This window comes from Hydrogenophaga pseudoflava (genome assembly GCF_031020795.1).
Taxonomy (GTDB): domain Bacteria; phylum Pseudomonadota; class Gammaproteobacteria; order Burkholderiales; family Burkholderiaceae_C; genus Hydrogenophaga; species Hydrogenophaga pseudoflava_A.
This window is the reverse complement of record NZ_JAVHJP010000001.1, coordinates 25593-40457: the sequence shown is the minus strand read 5'-3', so window position 1 is coordinate 40457 and position 14865 is coordinate 25593. Positions and strand designations below refer to the sequence as shown.

The 14865-nt window shown below is 65.4% G+C and carries 13 protein-coding genes; 5 read left to right on the top strand and 8 right to left on the bottom strand.

The genetic code is table 11. The features are described from left to right. Nucleotides 1-30 precede the first annotated feature (30 nt). Nucleotides 31-696 (top strand): DedA family protein, encoded by a 666-nt coding sequence (locus tag RCO38_RS00185; protein WP_066150731.1) that lies wholly within the window; start codon nucleotides 31-33, stop codon nucleotides 694-696. A gap of 28 nt (nucleotides 697-724) precedes the next feature. Here RCO38_RS00185 and RCO38_RS00180 read toward each other — a convergent pair whose 3' ends face one another. From RCO38_RS00180 to tsaE, 3 genes are read right to left on the bottom strand one after another with little or no spacing between them, the layout of a single operon-like run. Continuing rightward, nucleotides 725-1390, bottom strand: coding sequence for a hypothetical protein (locus RCO38_RS00180; RefSeq protein WP_308326255.1), 666 nt, complete (start codon nucleotides 1388-1390; stop codon nucleotides 725-727). Nucleotides 1391-1437: 47 nt separating this feature from the next. After that, on the bottom strand, nucleotides 1438-2826 hold the full coding sequence (locus RCO38_RS00175; protein WP_308326254.1) for an N-acetylmuramoyl-L-alanine amidase: 1389 nt from the start codon (nucleotides 2824-2826) through the stop codon (nucleotides 1438-1440). Then, nucleotides 2823-3386 carry a tRNA (adenosine(37)-N6)-threonylcarbamoyltransferase complex ATPase subunit type 1 TsaE gene (tsaE, locus tag RCO38_RS00170; protein ID WP_308327294.1) on the bottom strand — a complete coding sequence of 188 codons (564 nt, stop codon included), beginning with the start codon at nucleotides 3384-3386 and terminating at the stop codon, nucleotides 2823-2825. Before tsaE ends, RCO38_RS00175 begins: the two co-directional genes overlap by 4 nt. Between tsaE and queG the strand changes: the two genes are divergently transcribed. The 3 genes from queG to RCO38_RS00155 are packed head-to-tail and all read left to right on the top strand — an operon-like array spanning nucleotide 3369 to nucleotide 6492. Further along, nucleotides 3369-4442: a tRNA epoxyqueuosine(34) reductase QueG gene (queG, locus tag RCO38_RS00165; RefSeq protein WP_308326253.1), complete on the top strand. Its 1074-nt coding sequence runs from the start codon at nucleotides 3369-3371 to the stop codon at nucleotides 4440-4442. The genes tsaE and queG overlap by 18 nt on opposite strands. A 32-nt stretch (nucleotides 4443-4474) precedes the next feature. Then, nucleotides 4475-5971 carry a CYTH and CHAD domain-containing protein gene (locus RCO38_RS00160; RefSeq protein WP_308326252.1) on the top strand — a complete coding sequence of 499 codons (1497 nt, stop codon included), beginning with the start codon at nucleotides 4475-4477 and terminating at the stop codon, nucleotides 5969-5971. Nucleotides 5972-6024: 53 nt separating this feature from the next. Further along, a complete protein-coding gene (locus tag RCO38_RS00155) occupies nucleotides 6025-6492 on the top strand; it encodes a DUF2798 domain-containing protein (RefSeq protein WP_308326251.1) in 468 nt (155 codons plus the stop codon). A gap of 110 nt (nucleotides 6493-6602) precedes the next feature. Here the strand turns inward: RCO38_RS00155 and mntA are convergent, their stop codons facing one another. The 5 genes from mntA to RCO38_RS00130 all read right to left on the bottom strand — a co-directional run bounded on the left by mntA (nucleotide 6603) and on the right by RCO38_RS00130 (nucleotide 13462). Continuing rightward, nucleotides 6603-7001, bottom strand: a complete 399-nt coding sequence (gene mntA, locus RCO38_RS00150) for a type VII toxin-antitoxin system MntA family adenylyltransferase antitoxin (RefSeq protein WP_308326250.1) — start codon at nucleotides 6999-7001, stop codon at nucleotides 6603-6605. Between the two features lie 178 nt (nucleotides 7002-7179). Continuing rightward, the gene (locus RCO38_RS00145) at nucleotides 7180-7650 is read right to left on the bottom strand and encodes a tetratricopeptide repeat protein (RefSeq protein ID WP_308326249.1); all 471 of its coding nucleotides are present in this window, start codon (nucleotides 7648-7650) and stop codon (nucleotides 7180-7182) included. Nucleotide 7651: 1 nt separating this feature from the next. Beyond that, nucleotides 7652-8278 (bottom strand): RHS repeat domain-containing protein, encoded by a 627-nt coding sequence (locus tag RCO38_RS24225; protein WP_374694491.1) that lies wholly within the window; start codon nucleotides 8276-8278, stop codon nucleotides 7652-7654. A gap of 638 nt (nucleotides 8279-8916) precedes the next feature. After that, a complete protein-coding gene (locus RCO38_RS00135) occupies nucleotides 8917-9285 on the bottom strand; it encodes a hypothetical protein (RefSeq protein WP_308326247.1) in 369 nt (122 codons plus the stop codon). A 10-nt stretch (nucleotides 9286-9295) separates the two neighbouring features. After that, nucleotides 9296-13462, bottom strand: a complete 4167-nt coding sequence (locus RCO38_RS00130) for an RHS repeat-associated core domain-containing protein (protein ID WP_308326246.1) — start codon at nucleotides 13460-13462, stop codon at nucleotides 9296-9298. A 567-nt stretch (nucleotides 13463-14029) separates the two neighbouring features. On the opposite strand from RCO38_RS00130, the gene RCO38_RS00125 reads away from it, so the two are divergent. Further along, on the top strand, nucleotides 14030-14848 hold the full coding sequence (locus RCO38_RS00125; protein WP_308326245.1) for an MlaE family ABC transporter permease: 819 nt from the start codon (nucleotides 14030-14032) through the stop codon (nucleotides 14846-14848). Nucleotides 14849-14865 lie beyond the last annotated feature (17 nt).

Sequence of the window (14865 nt, the reverse complement as noted above, 5' to 3'; positions counted from 1 at the left end):
GGGGGCAGCGCCCGGGGATAATCGCGGGCTATGGATTTCGCCCTCTACCTGATCGACTTCATCCTGCACGTGGACAAGCACCTGCAGGCCTTCGTGCAAGCCTACGGCGCCTGGGTCTACGCCCTGCTGTTCCTCATCATCTTTGTCGAGACCGGCCTGGTGGTCATGCCCTTCCTGCCGGGCGACTCGCTGCTGTTCATCGTCGGGGCGCTGTGCGGGGCCGGGCTGATGGACTGGTCGATCGCGGCGGGGCTGATGCTGGCCGCCGCCATCCTGGGCGACCAGACCAACTACAGCATCGGGCGCTACTTCGGCCCGAAGGTGTTCCAGTGGGAGAACTCGCGCTTCTTCAACAAGAACGCCTTCAACCAGGCGCACAACTTTTACGAGCGCTACGGCGGCGTGACCATCATCCTGGCGCGCTTCATGCCGTTCATCCGCACCTTCGCCCCCTTCGTGGCGGGCGTGGCCGAGATGACGCGCAGCAAGTTCACCGCCTACAACGTGGTCGGCGCGGTGATCTGGGTGATCGGCCTGACCGCTGCGGGCTACTTCTTCGGCAACCTGCCCTGGGTGCAGGCCAACCTCTCCAAGATCATCTGGGCGCTGATCTTCGTGCCGGGCCTGATCGCCATCTTCGGTGGCTGGCGTGCGGCCAAGGCCGAAAAAGCCAGGGCCGCGGCGGGGCAGGCCTGATCAGGCGTCCCCACGATGAATCAGGCCATCACTGGAACCCGAACGTCTTGAGCAACTCGTTGCTGGCCTGATCGGTGAGCCGGGTCAGGGATTGCTGGACCATCTCCACCTTGTCGGCGTCGATTGCCGCTCCCGCACCCAGCGAGTATTTCTGCAGTTCGAAGCTTGAAGTGGTGTAGGTGGCGATGGTTTCGCCCGATTTCAGGTCGACCAGTTCCGCCTTGATGGCAGCATGTGGCAGGGAATTGAGCTTCATGCCAAGTGCGGAGCGCTGAAAAACACCAAAACCGCGCATCACCTGATTGGTCTGATAGAGCGGATCGGGTGCCACACCGTTGGTCAGCAGCAGCGCCAGGTCAGGTCCCTTGCCAATGGACTGTAGGACCCCGCTCCGTTCGCCGCTTGCGGGTGTCGAACGAGTCACCTCGGAGAGTCGGCCAGACGCCTGGAGTTTCTTCACCACGTGCTGGACCAAGGTCTCTGGCAAAGCCCACTCCGGCTTGTCCAGCACCTGCTGCTCAATATTGAAGGCAGTGGTGCCGACCCAGAGCAGCGTCAGCTTGTTGTCAACGGTCGAGGCGACGACCAGCTTCTTGCCATCGGTTCTCGACTTGACAGCGGCGGTATCCACCGTGGCGCAGCCTCCCAGCAGCAGGGTGATACCGAGAAAAGACCAGAACAAACGGCGGCGCATGGACACTCCTTTGAAAAAAGGAGGCAGTTTAGCCAGGGGCCTCGCGCCTAGACGCTGCGCACTCGCGCCAGCGGCGGGTTGGCTGCGAAGTATTTGACGATGCCCTTGAGCAGGGCGTCGGCCAGCTGGTTCTGGTAGGCCTCGCTGCGCAGCCGGGTCTCTTCGTCGGGGTTGCTGATGAAGGCGGTCTCCACCAGCACGCTGGGAATGTCCGGCGCCTTGAGCACCGCAAACCCGGCCTGCTCCACGCGCGGCTTGTGCAGCTTGCCCACGCGCCCCACCTCGGCCAGCATCGCGCCGCCGAGCTTGAGGCTGTCCTTGATCTGCGCCGTGGTGCTCATGTCCAGCAGCGTGCGCTGCAAGGTGGCGTCCTTGACCTTGACGTTGATGCCGCCCACCAGGTCGGCGGCGTTTTCCTTGTTGGCCATCCAGCGTGCCGCGGCGCTGCTGGCGCCCTTGGTGCTCAGGGCGAAGATGCTCGCGCCCTGCGGCCGTGGCGTCATGAAGGCGTCGGCGTGGATGCTGATGAACAGGTCCGCGCGCACGCGCTGCGCCTTCTGCACCCGCGTGCCCAGCGGCACAAAAAAGTCGGCGTCGCGCGTCATGTAGGCCCGCATCGGGTTGCCGTTGACCGTGGTGGCGTTGATGCGCTCGCGCAGTTTCTTGGCCACCTGCAGCACCACGTCCTTCTCCTGCGTGCCACCCGGTCCGATGGCGCCCGGGTCTTCGCCGCCGTGGCCGGGGTCGAGTGCGACGATGATCAGGCGCTCGGTCTGGGGCCGCTGGGAGGGTTTGGGTTCATTGGCCGGCGCCGAAGGGCTGGCGGGCGCCTTCTGCGGTGGCCGTTGTTCGCGGCGGGCGATCAGATCGCCCAGCGGGTCGTCGGCCGGTGCGTCGGGCAGGTCGCGCAACTCGGCCCCCAGCAGGTCGGCGGCGCGCCGGGCCGATTCGTCGACCGCGGCCGTGTGCTGGCGGATGAGTTCCTCGAAGGGGTCGACCGTCTGCACCGGGTAGAGGTCCAGCACCAGCCGGTGGCCGTAGGCCGCGACCGGTTCGAGGTTGAACACCTGGGGCTTGATGGGCTTTTTCAGGTCGACCGTGAGTCGCGCGAGATTGGCGCCCAAGGGCGCGACGCGGATCGCCGCGATGTTGGGGTCGTCGCTCTGCAGCTTGCCCACCAGCTCCCGCATGCCCTCGATCAGGTCGATGCCCTCGATGTCGACCACCAGGCGGTGCGCCTGGTCGACCGTGGTCTTGCGCGCCTGGAGTTCGCCGTCGGACTCGATGGTCACGCGGGTGTAGTCCTGCGCCGGCCAGATGCGCACCGCCACGACACGGCCGGCCTGCGCCAGGTGCGGCGCACCGATCAGCAGCACCAGCGCGCCGGCCTGCAGCAGGCGGCGGCGGTCGGTGCGGTGCGGTGGCATCTGAGTCATGCGTTGTTCAGGGCGGCCAGCAGCCGCCGGCCGGTATCGGTGAAGGCCTCCAGGGTCACCTGGCGCGGGCCGTCGGTGAAGTCTCCCTCGTTGTCGGGCGCTTCCTCCGGTCCGATGGTCAGCGCCGCGTCCACCGCGGCCATCAGGCCCGCGGCGCGCTCGGGCCACTCGACCAGCTTGAGGCCGGTGCTCGCAAACAGTTCCCGGAAACCGGCGTCTTCCCACTCGCGCGGGTCGCCGAAGCGGTAGAAGTCGAAGTGCCAGGCGTTGAGCGGCCCATGCGGCCCGGCCTCGGCGCGATGCGGTTCGACCACCGCGTAGGTCGGGCTCTTGATGCGGCCCTGCACGCCCAGCGCCCGCAGCAGGTGGCGCACGAAGGTGGTCTTGCCCGCGCCCAGGTCGCCCGCCAGCGTGAGGGTGGCGTTGGCGATGGCTGGGCTGGAGGCCAGGCGCTGCGCGAAGTGGGCGGTGCCGGCTTCGTCCGGCCAGCGCCCGTCCCAGCGCGCGCCGTCGGGGGAGGGCGTTCCTACAATGCGCGGACGATGCGATCCGGATTCGATGCTGCTCAACTGATCACTCAGGTACAGGCCTGGGGCCGGGAACTGGGATTCTCCCAAATCGGAGTGGCCGGCGTCGACCTCTCAAGCGCCGAACAGGGCCTTCAGTCGTGGCTGGCGGCCGGATTTCACGGCGGCATGGACTACATGGCGCGCCACGGCATGAAGCGCGCGCGCCCAGCCGAGCTGGTGCCCGGCACCGTGAGCGTGATCACCGCGCGCATGGACTACCTGCCGCGGAACATGCCCGAGGGCTGGACGGAACAGGAGCTGTCCCGCCTGCAGCGCCCGGGCGAGGCCATCATCTCTGTCTACGCCCGAGGGCGGGACTACCACAAGGTGCTGCGCAACCGCCTGCAGCAGCTGGCCGAACGCATCGCAGCCGCTGTCGGGCCGCTGGGCCACCGCGTGTTCACCGACTCCGCACCCGTGCTGGAAGCCGAACTCGCGCGCCGCAGCGGCCAGGGCTGGCGCGGCAAACACACGCTGATCCTCAGCCGCGAAGGCGGCTCCATGTTTTTCCTGGGGGAGATCTACATCGACCTCGCCCTGCACCCCACCGAAGCGGTCAGCGAGCACTGCGGCGCCTGCAGCGCCTGTGTGTCCGCCTGCCCCACCCAGGCCATCGTCGCGCCGTACCGGCTCGACGCCCGGCGCTGCATCTCCTACCTCACCATCGAACACGAAGGGCCGATCCCCGAAGAGCTGCGCCCGCTGATCGGCAACCGCATCTACGGCTGCGACGACTGCCAGCTGGTCTGCCCCTGGAACAAGTTTGCGCAGCGCAGTCCTCTGCCGGACTTCGACCCGCGCGAAGGGTTGACCGGCGCCACGCTGGTCGAGCTGTTCGGCTGGAGCGAAGACGAGTTCCTGCGCCGCACCGAAGGCAGCCCGATCCGCCGCATCGGGCACGTGCGCTGGCTGCGCAACATCGCGGTGGCGATGGGCAATGCCCTGCGGCATGGCGAAGACCCCGTCATCCGGGCTGCCCTGGCCGGGCGGCAAGCGCACCCCGATGCGGTGGTGCGGGACGCGGTGGCCTGGGCCCTGTCGGCGTAGGCTGTCCATCAGATCTCTCAGGTGCCCGAGGCATGTCCTACGCAGAAACCGAACTCAAACTGCTGCTGCCCGGGGCACAGCCCTCAGCCATCGAAGAGCGGCTGCGCCGGCTGAAGGTGCTGGCGCGGCGGCGGCTGGCCACGCACTGGCTGTGGAACGTCTACTTCGACACGCCGGACCAGCAACTGCGCCAGCAACGGCACGCGCTGCGCCTGCGCTGCATCTCGGACGCGCCCTGGCGCGCCAACGCCAGCGCGGCCACCGTGCGCGGCGAATGGGTGCAGACCTTCAAGTCGGCGGGCATTTCCCAGGGCGGTCTGAGCCGCCGTGGCGAGTGGGAGAGCCGCCAGCCCTCAGGCCGGCTCGATCGGGCTGGGTTGCGCGAGACGCCTTGGGCCGATCTGGACCCCGACGGCCGCCTGTTCGGCCAGTTGACCCCGTGCTTCGAGACCCGCTGCCGCCGCACCGTCTGGACCCTGCACCGCTACCAGGGCGCGACCATCGAGGTGGCGCTGGATGTGGGCGAGATCGTCGCCAACGGACGCTCCGAGCCGATCCTGGAGCTGGAGTTCGAGCTGCTGCAGGGGCCGTCCGAGGCCCTGTTCCATCTGGCCCAGCAGGTCGCGTCCGAGGTGGCCGTGCTGCCCTTCGACCAGAGCAAAGCCGAGCGCGGCTACCGGCTGGCGCAGGGGCTGCCGCGCGAAGCGTCGCCGGCCCAGGCCTTGCACCTCGCGCCTGGCACCGGGCCGCAGCAGGCGGGCGTCCAGGCGCTGGCGGCCTGCTTCGACCACTTCAGCCGCAACCTCGCGTGCGCGCTGGTGTCGGACGACCCCGAGGTGGTGCACCAGGCCCGCGTCGGCTGGCGGCGCTGGCGCAGCGCGGTGCGGCTGTTCGCACCCTGGCTGCCCGGCCGGCCCGAGGCCGACGGACTGCGGCCCCTGCTGCAGGAACTGGGCCGGATGCGCGATCTGGACGTGCTGCGCGTGGACACGCTGGGGCGCTGGCTGCCTGCCTTTGTCGATGCCGATGCGGAGCGCCAGCGCATCGCCGACCTCGCGCTCGAGCGCATCGACGAAGCGCGCCTGACGCAGCGCGCACGGTTGCGGGCAGCCCTGGCCGCGCCGGAAACCGGCCAGACCCTGCTGGCGCTGGCACAAGGACTCTTCCAGTTGGCCACGGCGCAGACCCCTGCGGAAGCAGGCGACGCCCACTGGGCGCGCAAGCGCATCCGCAAGCTGCGCCGCCGCCTGGACGCCGCACTGAAAGCCAGCCGCCAGGCGCCCGCAAACCTGGAACAGAGCCATCGCGCGCGCATCCAGGCCAAGCGGGCGCGCTACGCGGCCGAGATGCTGCGCGACCTGCTGCCCGCCCGGCGCACCAAGGGGCTTACCCGGGCGGCCATCGAAGTCCAGACCCGTGTGGGGGCCGAGCGGGACCTGAGGCAGGCGGTGCACCTGCTGGAGGAGCTGCAGGCCGATGGCAAGTTGACCTCGTTTCTGCGAGGGGTGTTGGCGGGCCTGATTGGTTGATGGAGTCAACCTTGTGGCAAAATGGTTGACACTATCAACATGAGGCCACAGCCATGACGCCGTTTCGCAAATTCCAGGCCCTGTACCCCGTCTTCCTCATCTCCATCACCATCGCCCTGTGCATCACCGGTCTGGTGACCTGGCTGCAGACCGGCACCGGCGGCGACTTCGTGCAGCGCTGGCTCAAGGCCGCCGCCATGGCCGTGGTGGTCATGCTGCCGCTGGGCGGCCTGGTCATGGTGCAGGTCGGGCGCATCGTCAGCCGCTGGTGGGGCCACCACAGCGAACTGCGCCAGCGCATCGTGTTCGCGCTGCTCATGGGCCTGTCGATGGAAGCGCTGGCCACCGGCATGGCCACCGGCGCCAACCTGGGCCTGAGTGCGGAGGCCCTGGCCCAGTGGGCCCACGCCTACGTGCGCGCCCTGCCGCTGGGCCTGTGCATCGGCCTGTTCATGGCGTTCGTGGTGCGGCCCTGGCTGCAGGCGCGGATGCTGCGGTATGGGATGGGGCCGAAGGCGTGAGCGCCTGGGCTTCTTAACGCCCGTCGAGCTGAATGTTCAGGCCTGCGGCGTACTCTTCCCGTGCGCGCCGCACGCAGCGTTCGATCGTGGCCGCCTTGTTGATCAGCACGTCATCGGCCATACACCCTCCCGGACGCGGCAATGTCGGCCAGCAGCGGCGCACGGGCGGCGTTGAGTTCGGTCATCTCGCTGAGCACCGCCGCTTCGTAGAGCGAGGCTTGCGCATCGCGCGCCCACCAGCACTCGCCGGTGGAGAGGATCTGATACTGCATCACGGTCGAAGCAGCCCGGAAGTCCAAGAGGTCCACCTCGGCGCCCAACAACGACGCCAGCTCGCTCGCCGTGTCCCACAACAGCACAGGGTCGGCATAACCCTCGACCAGCACCGCCAGGTCCCAGTCGCTGTGGGCGTTCGCCGTGCCCTGCAACCGGCTGCCAAACGCGTACACCGCCATCAGGCGCGGGATGCGCTGCTGGATCAGGTGGAGAGCGGGGGCTTGGGCGGGCATGCGGATGATGCTAGCGCGCGGGTTTTGTGGTGCTGCCGGTGCGGTTGGCGTTGCTGTCGTAGGTGTAGGTGTGGTCCCACTGGGAGAGCGGCGAGGCGCCCACGGCCTGGAAGCTGGTGGGCTGGCCCAGGGCGTTAAAAGGCGCTTTTTCCTGCCCAGCCGCCCGCGCCGTCGGATGTTATTTTTTGCATATTGAATTTTCAATAGATTTTGCTTTTTTAAACCAAATTGTAGCTACTTTTTTGTCTATTGGTGTTCCAATTCCATAAAAGTAACAGCGCCCGACTTCATAGATTGCTTCATTGTCTCCATTTATGGCAGCGGCCAAATAGTGGCGAAATGCAGATTGCTCATTTTTTCTTATGCCGTTACCTGTTTCGTAGCTAACGGCTAAATCGAAATGGGCGGAGGCTACATCGGCTGAGCACGCTGTTTTTAATAGGGAGATTGCCTTTCGAGTATTTTTTGGTAGTCCTCCAACTCCAAATAAATACCAAGTGGCAAGTGCGTATGAGGACTGCGCGTGCCCAAGTTTGTGTGTGGCTTCCAGTAGTCTACGAGCTCGCTTTAAATCTGGATTTTCTCTGCTGGCGAACAAAAATGCTCTTTCGTAGGCTCTGTCTAGCCTGGTTTTGACTTCGAGCGACATGCTATGAGACCTCGTTATTGGGTTCGGATTGGCATAGTTCTGGACCAGGCAGAGGCTGGGGTTCTAAAAAATTGCACAACGGGCATACCAATGGAAGAATGCCCGGGATGCGTAACGGAGGCCAAGGGCCTTTATATCCGGGTGGCGCCTTTCTCGGTAAGTTGCGTCTGGCATCACCACGTTCCCCGCCTGCATCTCTAGCGCGTCTCGATTGTCCTTCTTGATGCTTGTTTTCGGTACTGGGACGTGCGCCCTTAGTGTGCTCGGCAGCAAGCCCCTCCGGATCCACAAACCCCAAAGGATTTCCCCCCACATACCCAAACCGATTCCACCCACCCTCAAGCCCAATCGGATCAGCCTTCGTATACCGCCCGACCCTCGGCTCATAGAACCGGTGCCAGTTGTAGAACAGCTCGTTGCCATCGTCAATCTGGCCGGGGTAGCGCAGGGCGAAGCTCACTGGGGCCTGCCCGGAGGCGGGGGTGCTCTGCGGCGCGATCTCGCCAAAGCCGCTGTAGGGCCACTGCCATCTGGTCTGGCCGGCGGAGTCCGACAGGCGCCGAGGCGTATTCAGATGATCCGCATGCACCGCGTAGTGCACCCCGTCGATCACCGCCGCCACCGGCATCGGCCCCGAGGCGGTGGGCAGCCAGATGTGTTCGGTGGTGGACTGCTGGGACGTGGCGCGTGGTCTGCGACAGCAGCGGGAAGCCCTCCAGCCCGTAAGAAAACACGCTCTGCTCCAGATCGGTCTCGCGCAGGAAGCGCTGGCCCCAGCCGTTGTAGCGACTGGTGGTGGTCCGCAGGCCCGAGCAGTTCACCCCGCTGGGGCAGGGCGGAACGCCGGTGGCCTCCGAGAGGCGCCCGGCCGTGTCGTAGGCCAGCGTCTTGCCCAGCAGGCTGGTGATGTCGCCGGCGGCGTTGCTCACCACGGTGATGCCGGCGGCGTTGGTCAGGCGGTTGCTGCTGAGCGCGCTGGTGAAGCTCATGGAGGCGCCGTTGGCGGTGATGGTGCCGCCGGTGCGGTTGGCGTTGAAGTCGTAGGTGTAGGTGTGGCCCCACTGGAAGACCGGAGAAGCGCCGGTGGCCTGGAAGCTGGTGAGCTGGCCCAGGGCGTTGTAGAGGGCGGTGAAAGGCACGTCTTCGGAGACCCAGCCGCCCGCGCCGTTGGACTTCATGAGCTTCTGCGAAACAGAACCGATGCGGCCGGTGGTCTCGGGGGCGAAAGTGGCGCGTTGCACTTCGGTTTGGAACCCCCCTGGGAGTTCATGCTTGAAAATAGGTTTTGTTTAACCCGACAAGTCGACTTAAATCTTCAAGCAGTTTTTTTGCCTCGGTTCTGCACTCCCTCCATTCTGTACGATTGAGGGTATCGATGGATGACTCTTGGATATCTGTGGGTAGTTTTCGAACGAGCTCAAGAAAATGCGCTATTTTTGCCTTTTCTTGATCGGTTGCTGGTGATATGGGGCTTCTCAGCAATACATCTCCATGATCAACGAGATCATTTATTAGCTCCCAAGACACATAATCACCTCCTGTTAAATCTATCGCTAGTGATGCTTGCGCTGCGGCTGTGCTTACACTTTCGATGAAGTAGTAAAGGCAGTTTTGAATTTTTTCCTCAGGATTCATTGATTTGCCTTTAATTGGGTAGCTGGGGCTGAGGTGCCAATACATTGCAGAGCGGGCATACGAGAGGATAAAGCGGAAATCGTAGTGGCAGCGCTAAGGGTGAGATGGGTGCTCTGGGCGTTGCATTTCCTGGGTGGGCCTGTTCCGGAGTAATGGGGCGACCATTGGTGTCATACCTTCTCCAGGGTTCCCCGGGATTTTTGGTCTTCCAGTATGGATTGGGTGCATTTTTGGGCCCTCCATTTTGCGCGTCGGGTACGTAGCGGCATTCAGTACGAGGTCCATTCGGTTGCTTTGGCCCATAAAACGTTCCAGGCTGTTGACCGGGGCCTGCCGGCGTCCATGGACCACCAGGGATTTCGGGTGGAGGTAATTGTCCGGTATACGGTTGCAACCCCTCCGGATCCACAAATCCCAGCGGATTCCCGCCCACATAGGCAAACCGATTCCACCCACCCTCAAGCCCAATCGGATCAGCCTTGGTATACCGCCCGACCCGCGGCTCATAGAACCGGTGCCAGTTGTAGAACAGCTCGTTGCCATCGTCAATCTGGCCGGGGTAGCGCAGGGCGAAGCTCACTGGGGCCTGCCCGGAGGCGGGGGTGCTCTGCGGCGCGATCTCGCCAAAGCCGCTGTAGGGCCACTGCCATCTGGTCTGGCCGGCGGAGTCCGACAGGCGCCGAGGCGTATTCAGATGATCCGCATGCACCGCGTAGTGCACCCCGTCGATCACCGCCGCCACCGGCATCGGCCCCGAGGCGGTGGGCAGCCAGATGTGTTCGGTGGTGGACTGCTGGGACGTGGCCAGGCGGCGCGTGGTCTGCGACAGCAGCGTGAAGCCCTCCAGCCCGTAAGAAAACACACTCTGCTCCAGATCGTTCTCGCGCAGGAAGCGCTGGCCCCAGCCGTTGTAGCGGCTGGTGGTGGTCTGCAGGCCCGAGCAGTTCACCCCGCTGGGGCAGGGCGGAACGCCGGTGGCCTGTGACAGGCGCCCGGCCGTGTCGTAGGCCAGCGTCTTGCCCAGCAGGCTGGTGATGTCGCCCGCGGCGTTGCTCACCACGGTAATGCCGGCGGCATCGGTCTGGCGGTTGCTGTAGCTCTGCACCCCGCTGGTGAAACTCATGGAAGCGCCATTGGCGGTGATGGTGCCGCCGGTGCGGTTGGCGTTGTTGTCGTAGGTGTAGGTGTGGCCCCACTGGAAGACCGGCGAAGCGCCGGTGGCAGTGAAGCTGGTGAGCTGGCCCAGGGCGTTGTAGAGGGCGGTGAAAGACACGTCTTCCGAGAGCCAGCCACCCGAGCCGTTGGGGCGCAGCAGCTTCTGGGTGAGCGCCGTGACGCGGCCGGTGGCGTCCGGGGTGAAGCTGGCGACCTCGGTGGCGGTCAGCTGCCCGGCGGTGTTGTACTGGCGCGAGGCCGGCAGCCTGAACCCGGAGGATTGGCCAAAGGCCCAGGACCAGGACAGCGGTTGGCCCAGGGCGTTGAACTGCAGGTTCTCGATCAGCGGCTGACCGTTCCACAGCAGACCCGAAAGGCGGCCGCTGGCGCTGTACTGGTGGGTCAGTACCGAGCCGCTGGGGTAGGTGATGGAGGCCAGCTCACCGGCGCCCGCGCCGCTGGCGACGTGGGAGAAGGCCGTGGTCTGCACGTTGCTGTGGTGGGCGATGGCGCTGGAGAGCGACTGGGTCTGGCGCGTCAGGCGGCCGAAGGAATCCCACTGGTACTGCGTGGTGGCCAGGGTGAACAGACCGCTGGGGCCGTCCTGCTGGTCGACCATCTCGCACAGGCGGCCGATGGCGGCGCTGGGGTGGCCCGGGGCGTCGCAGGCGGTGCCTGCGAGGTCGTAGCGCAGCGCGGTGGTCAGGGTCTTGCCGCCGCTGGCGGTGTGGGTGATCAGCGTGGGGCGGCCCAGGGCGTCGCGGGTGATGGCGCTGGCGCGGCCCATGGCGTCCACTATGCGGCTGGGTAGGCCCAGGGCGTCGACGGTGGTCGCGGTGGTGCCGGCGTCGGCCGTGGCTTCGGTGCGGGCGTTGCCCTGCACATCCCGGGTGTAGTTGGTGATGATGTATTTGAAGTCCACCACCTGGGTGACCGCATCCTGCGCGTTGTAGGTGATGGTGGCAGCGCGGCTGGTGGCATCGGTGACACGGTTGATGCGGTCCAGACCGTCGCGGCCATAAGTGGTGGTCTTGCTCAGCGCGTCGGTGACCGAGGCCAGTCGGCCATTGGCGTCCTGGGTGTAGGTCTCGGTGACGCCGGAACCCCAGGTCTCGCTCTGCACACGGTTGAGCGCGCTGATGGTGCGGCGGATCTGCAGGGCCAGCGCCCCGCCGCTGTTGCGCACCTGCTCTTCGGTAGCGTTGCCGGCAGGGTCCAGCGTGTAGGTGGCGCTCTGGCCGCGGTTGTCGCTCCAGCCGGTGTTGCGCAGCGCGGCGTCGTAGTGGTAGGTGATGGTGTGCCCGTTGGGCAGCGCCGCACTCCTGATCTGGCCGTCGACCGTGTAGGTGTAGGCCGTGGCCAGGTGCACACCACCAGCCGAGAGCGTGGACGTGGCCAGCCAGCCGCGCGGCGTGTAGGTCATGCGCCGGACCAGGCCATCGGGTTCGTTGATCTGCGACACCAGCCCTGCCGGGCTGTACTCGTAGGTGGTGACCTGGCCCAGCGCGTTGGTCTTGCGCACCAGCTGCCCATGGCTGTTGTAGGCAAAGGTGGTGACCGAGCCACGCGGGTCGGTCTCAGTCGCCATCAGCCCTTGGGCGTTGTAGGTCCAGGACCAGACTTCATTGACCGGCGTGCCGGTGGTGGCGGTGACGGTCTTTTGCAGCAGATTGCCCTTGTCGTCGTAGGCGAACGTGGTGCGCTTGCCCCCGGTTTCATCGATCTGGGTGGGCAGACGGAAGGTCGGGTGCCAAGCGATGGCTCGGGTGCGGGTCTGGCTGCCTTCAGAGATGCTGGTCGGGAGCCGGCGGGTGTAGTCGTAGCCCCACGAGGTGCTCGAATTCCTGAAGGTGGTTTCGCTGGTGATCAGCCCGTCGCCGCTGGCACCACGGTTTTTCACTGCAGGCGCTTCCGGGTCCATGGGCGGGTGGCTGGCGGCGCTGACCACCAATTGTTTGCCTGCGATCCGATAGCCGTAGTTGCGCACGGTGCCCAGTGGGTCGATCACGTTGACCGAGTTGTAGGCGCCGGTCTGCGCTGTGAGCGTGCTGGCGCTGTAGTCCATCAGGAACCGATCGGCGCCGTTGGCTCTGGTGGTTTCCACCGCTCTGGCCCGCTCGTCGTATCGGTAGGTGTCAATGCGTTGCCCGTTCTTGCTGTAGCCGGTGAGCCACAAGGGGTTGTTGCTGTCTTCGTGGTGAAGCTGCTGGACCGTTCCGTCGGGCAAGGTGATGGTGCCGAGGCGGTTGTCGGCTTCGTACTGGTAGGTTGTCACACCCACCACTTGACCGGAGGGGGACAACTGCGTGACCGAGGCCAGTTCGCCGGTCGATGAGTAGGCAAAACTGAAGGCATGCCCGAAGTGGTTCGTCACCTTGATGGGGCGCGGCTCCTTGGGCGGACTGTTGGGGTCCACCTCGAAGCTGGTGACCCAGCCGTTGCGGTGCTGTATCTGTTGCAGGTAGGCGGTGTAACCGACGCCGGGAGTGATTTCTTCGGCCGGTGCGAATGCAAAGACATATTTGTCGTCGGAGTCCGCCGGTTGGTAGGCGAACAGGCTGGTTTGGGTGGTGGGACCCGGGGTCAAGGGGTACAGCCGGTCCTTGTGCCCGCCCAGCGGTGTCCAGCCGTCGGCGCTGCTGCTGCTGGGGGCAAAGACACGGTACTTTCCGTCACCCAGCCGGACGCTGGACCAGCCCAACCAGTAAGGGCGAACAGTTCCTGCGTACACGGATGGGTAGAAGTACAAAATTGACGATAGGTTGATGGACCAGCCTTTGCCGATGATGGAGTGACCAGGTTCGGCATAGGCCATGGAGGCGGACATGCCAGATGAGCCACCGCTGCCGGTGCTGCTGGAGGAGACCATGACGCTGTCGAGGCTCCTGAGAGCGGCGGTGCTGGCGCCGACTCGGCTGCTGCGGTAGGTGCGAACGAGCGGAATGCTGTGCGGCCCCGGCAGCTCCATGTCTTGCTCTTGGCGCAGCTTTTCTGCAGTGGCCGGCATGATGGGATTGCCCATGCCGGAGCCGTCTTGGGGTGGTTTCTGGCACTGGCAGCTACTGCCTTCGCAAGGTGGATCTGGTGGAACGATGGCGTACCCACACTTCTTGGTGGGGGCGATGCTGTATGTGACAGCCACGCTCTCCATCATTCCTCCGGACTGGCATTCCTGGCGGCGTTCCCATTGTTCGCACTTGAAGAAATCGGTCCCGCTCACCGGTACAAGCTTGCCCCAATACGTGACGGTGGATGTGCCATTCGCCTGACAGTTCTGCGTTGTGTACTCGTAGGCCACTTGCGCGCACAACTCGCCCGGCGAACTACCTCGTGTCACGGAGTTCATGTATCCAGTGCCAGCGGGTGCCATTTGCCATTCGACGATCTCGCAGGCATAAGGGTCGTCCGCAAAAGCAGGCCAATGGCCAAGGCAGATGCCTACGAACAAAAGAAACTGCCTGAACGACTTCAAAGCCTTCATGTGTCCTCCCTGGGGGCGTTTGTCTTGGGGCGAGATCGTACAGATGTTTCCGATTGCAACCCGCGCCCCAAGTCTGTCTCCGGGGTGTCGCGGGCTATCATCCTTCGCATGCCCGGCTCACCGCTCGTTCCCCCCGTCCTGGACCGCTCGCTCGGCGCCTGGGGCCGTCGCATCCGGGCCTCTTGGGCGGCGTGGTGGCACGTGCTGCTGCTGGGTGCGCAGGTGCTGGTGCTGGCCTTGGCGCCGTCGAGCTACGCGCAGGGTGCGCAGCGCAGCGCGGTGCTGCAGCAGATCTACCGCGCCTCGACACCGCTGATGCCCGGCTTCCTCACACTGTCGGCGCTGCTCAGCCTGGTGCTGATCCGCATCGTGGTCGCGACCGCATACAGCTACGGCCTGTCGCAGTACGCGCTGGAGGTGCTGGTGCGCACCCTGGTGCTGGAGATCATCCCGCTGTATGCGGCGATGTTCGTGGCGCTGCGCCACACCATGCCCGAGGGGCAACGCATCCGCAAGCGGCTCTCGCAGCAGCACCGCAGCGGCGTGCAGCACGAGCACCAGGCCCTGCTGCGCAACGAGCTGCTGCCGCGCGCGCTGGCGGGCGTCTTCTCGGTGCTGCTGCTGGCGGCGGTGAGCAGCGTGATCGCGCTGGTGCTCACCTATTTCAATGTCTACGGCTTCTCGCACTGGGCGCTGCCGGCCTACACCCTCGCGGTCGGTCAGGTGTTCACGCCGGCCGTGGTGCTCATCTTCAGCCTCAAGACCCTGTTTTTCAGCCTGTCCGTGGCCATCGTGCCGCTGGCCGCCAGCGCGCGGCGCGACGAGGCGGGCGGTTTCGGCCGCCTGAGCGACATCTCCGAGTTCGCGCGCCTGCTCTCGGTGCTGCTGCTGGTGGAGGTGACCTCGCTGCTGGGCAACTACTACTGATCCATGGACCGTCCCCC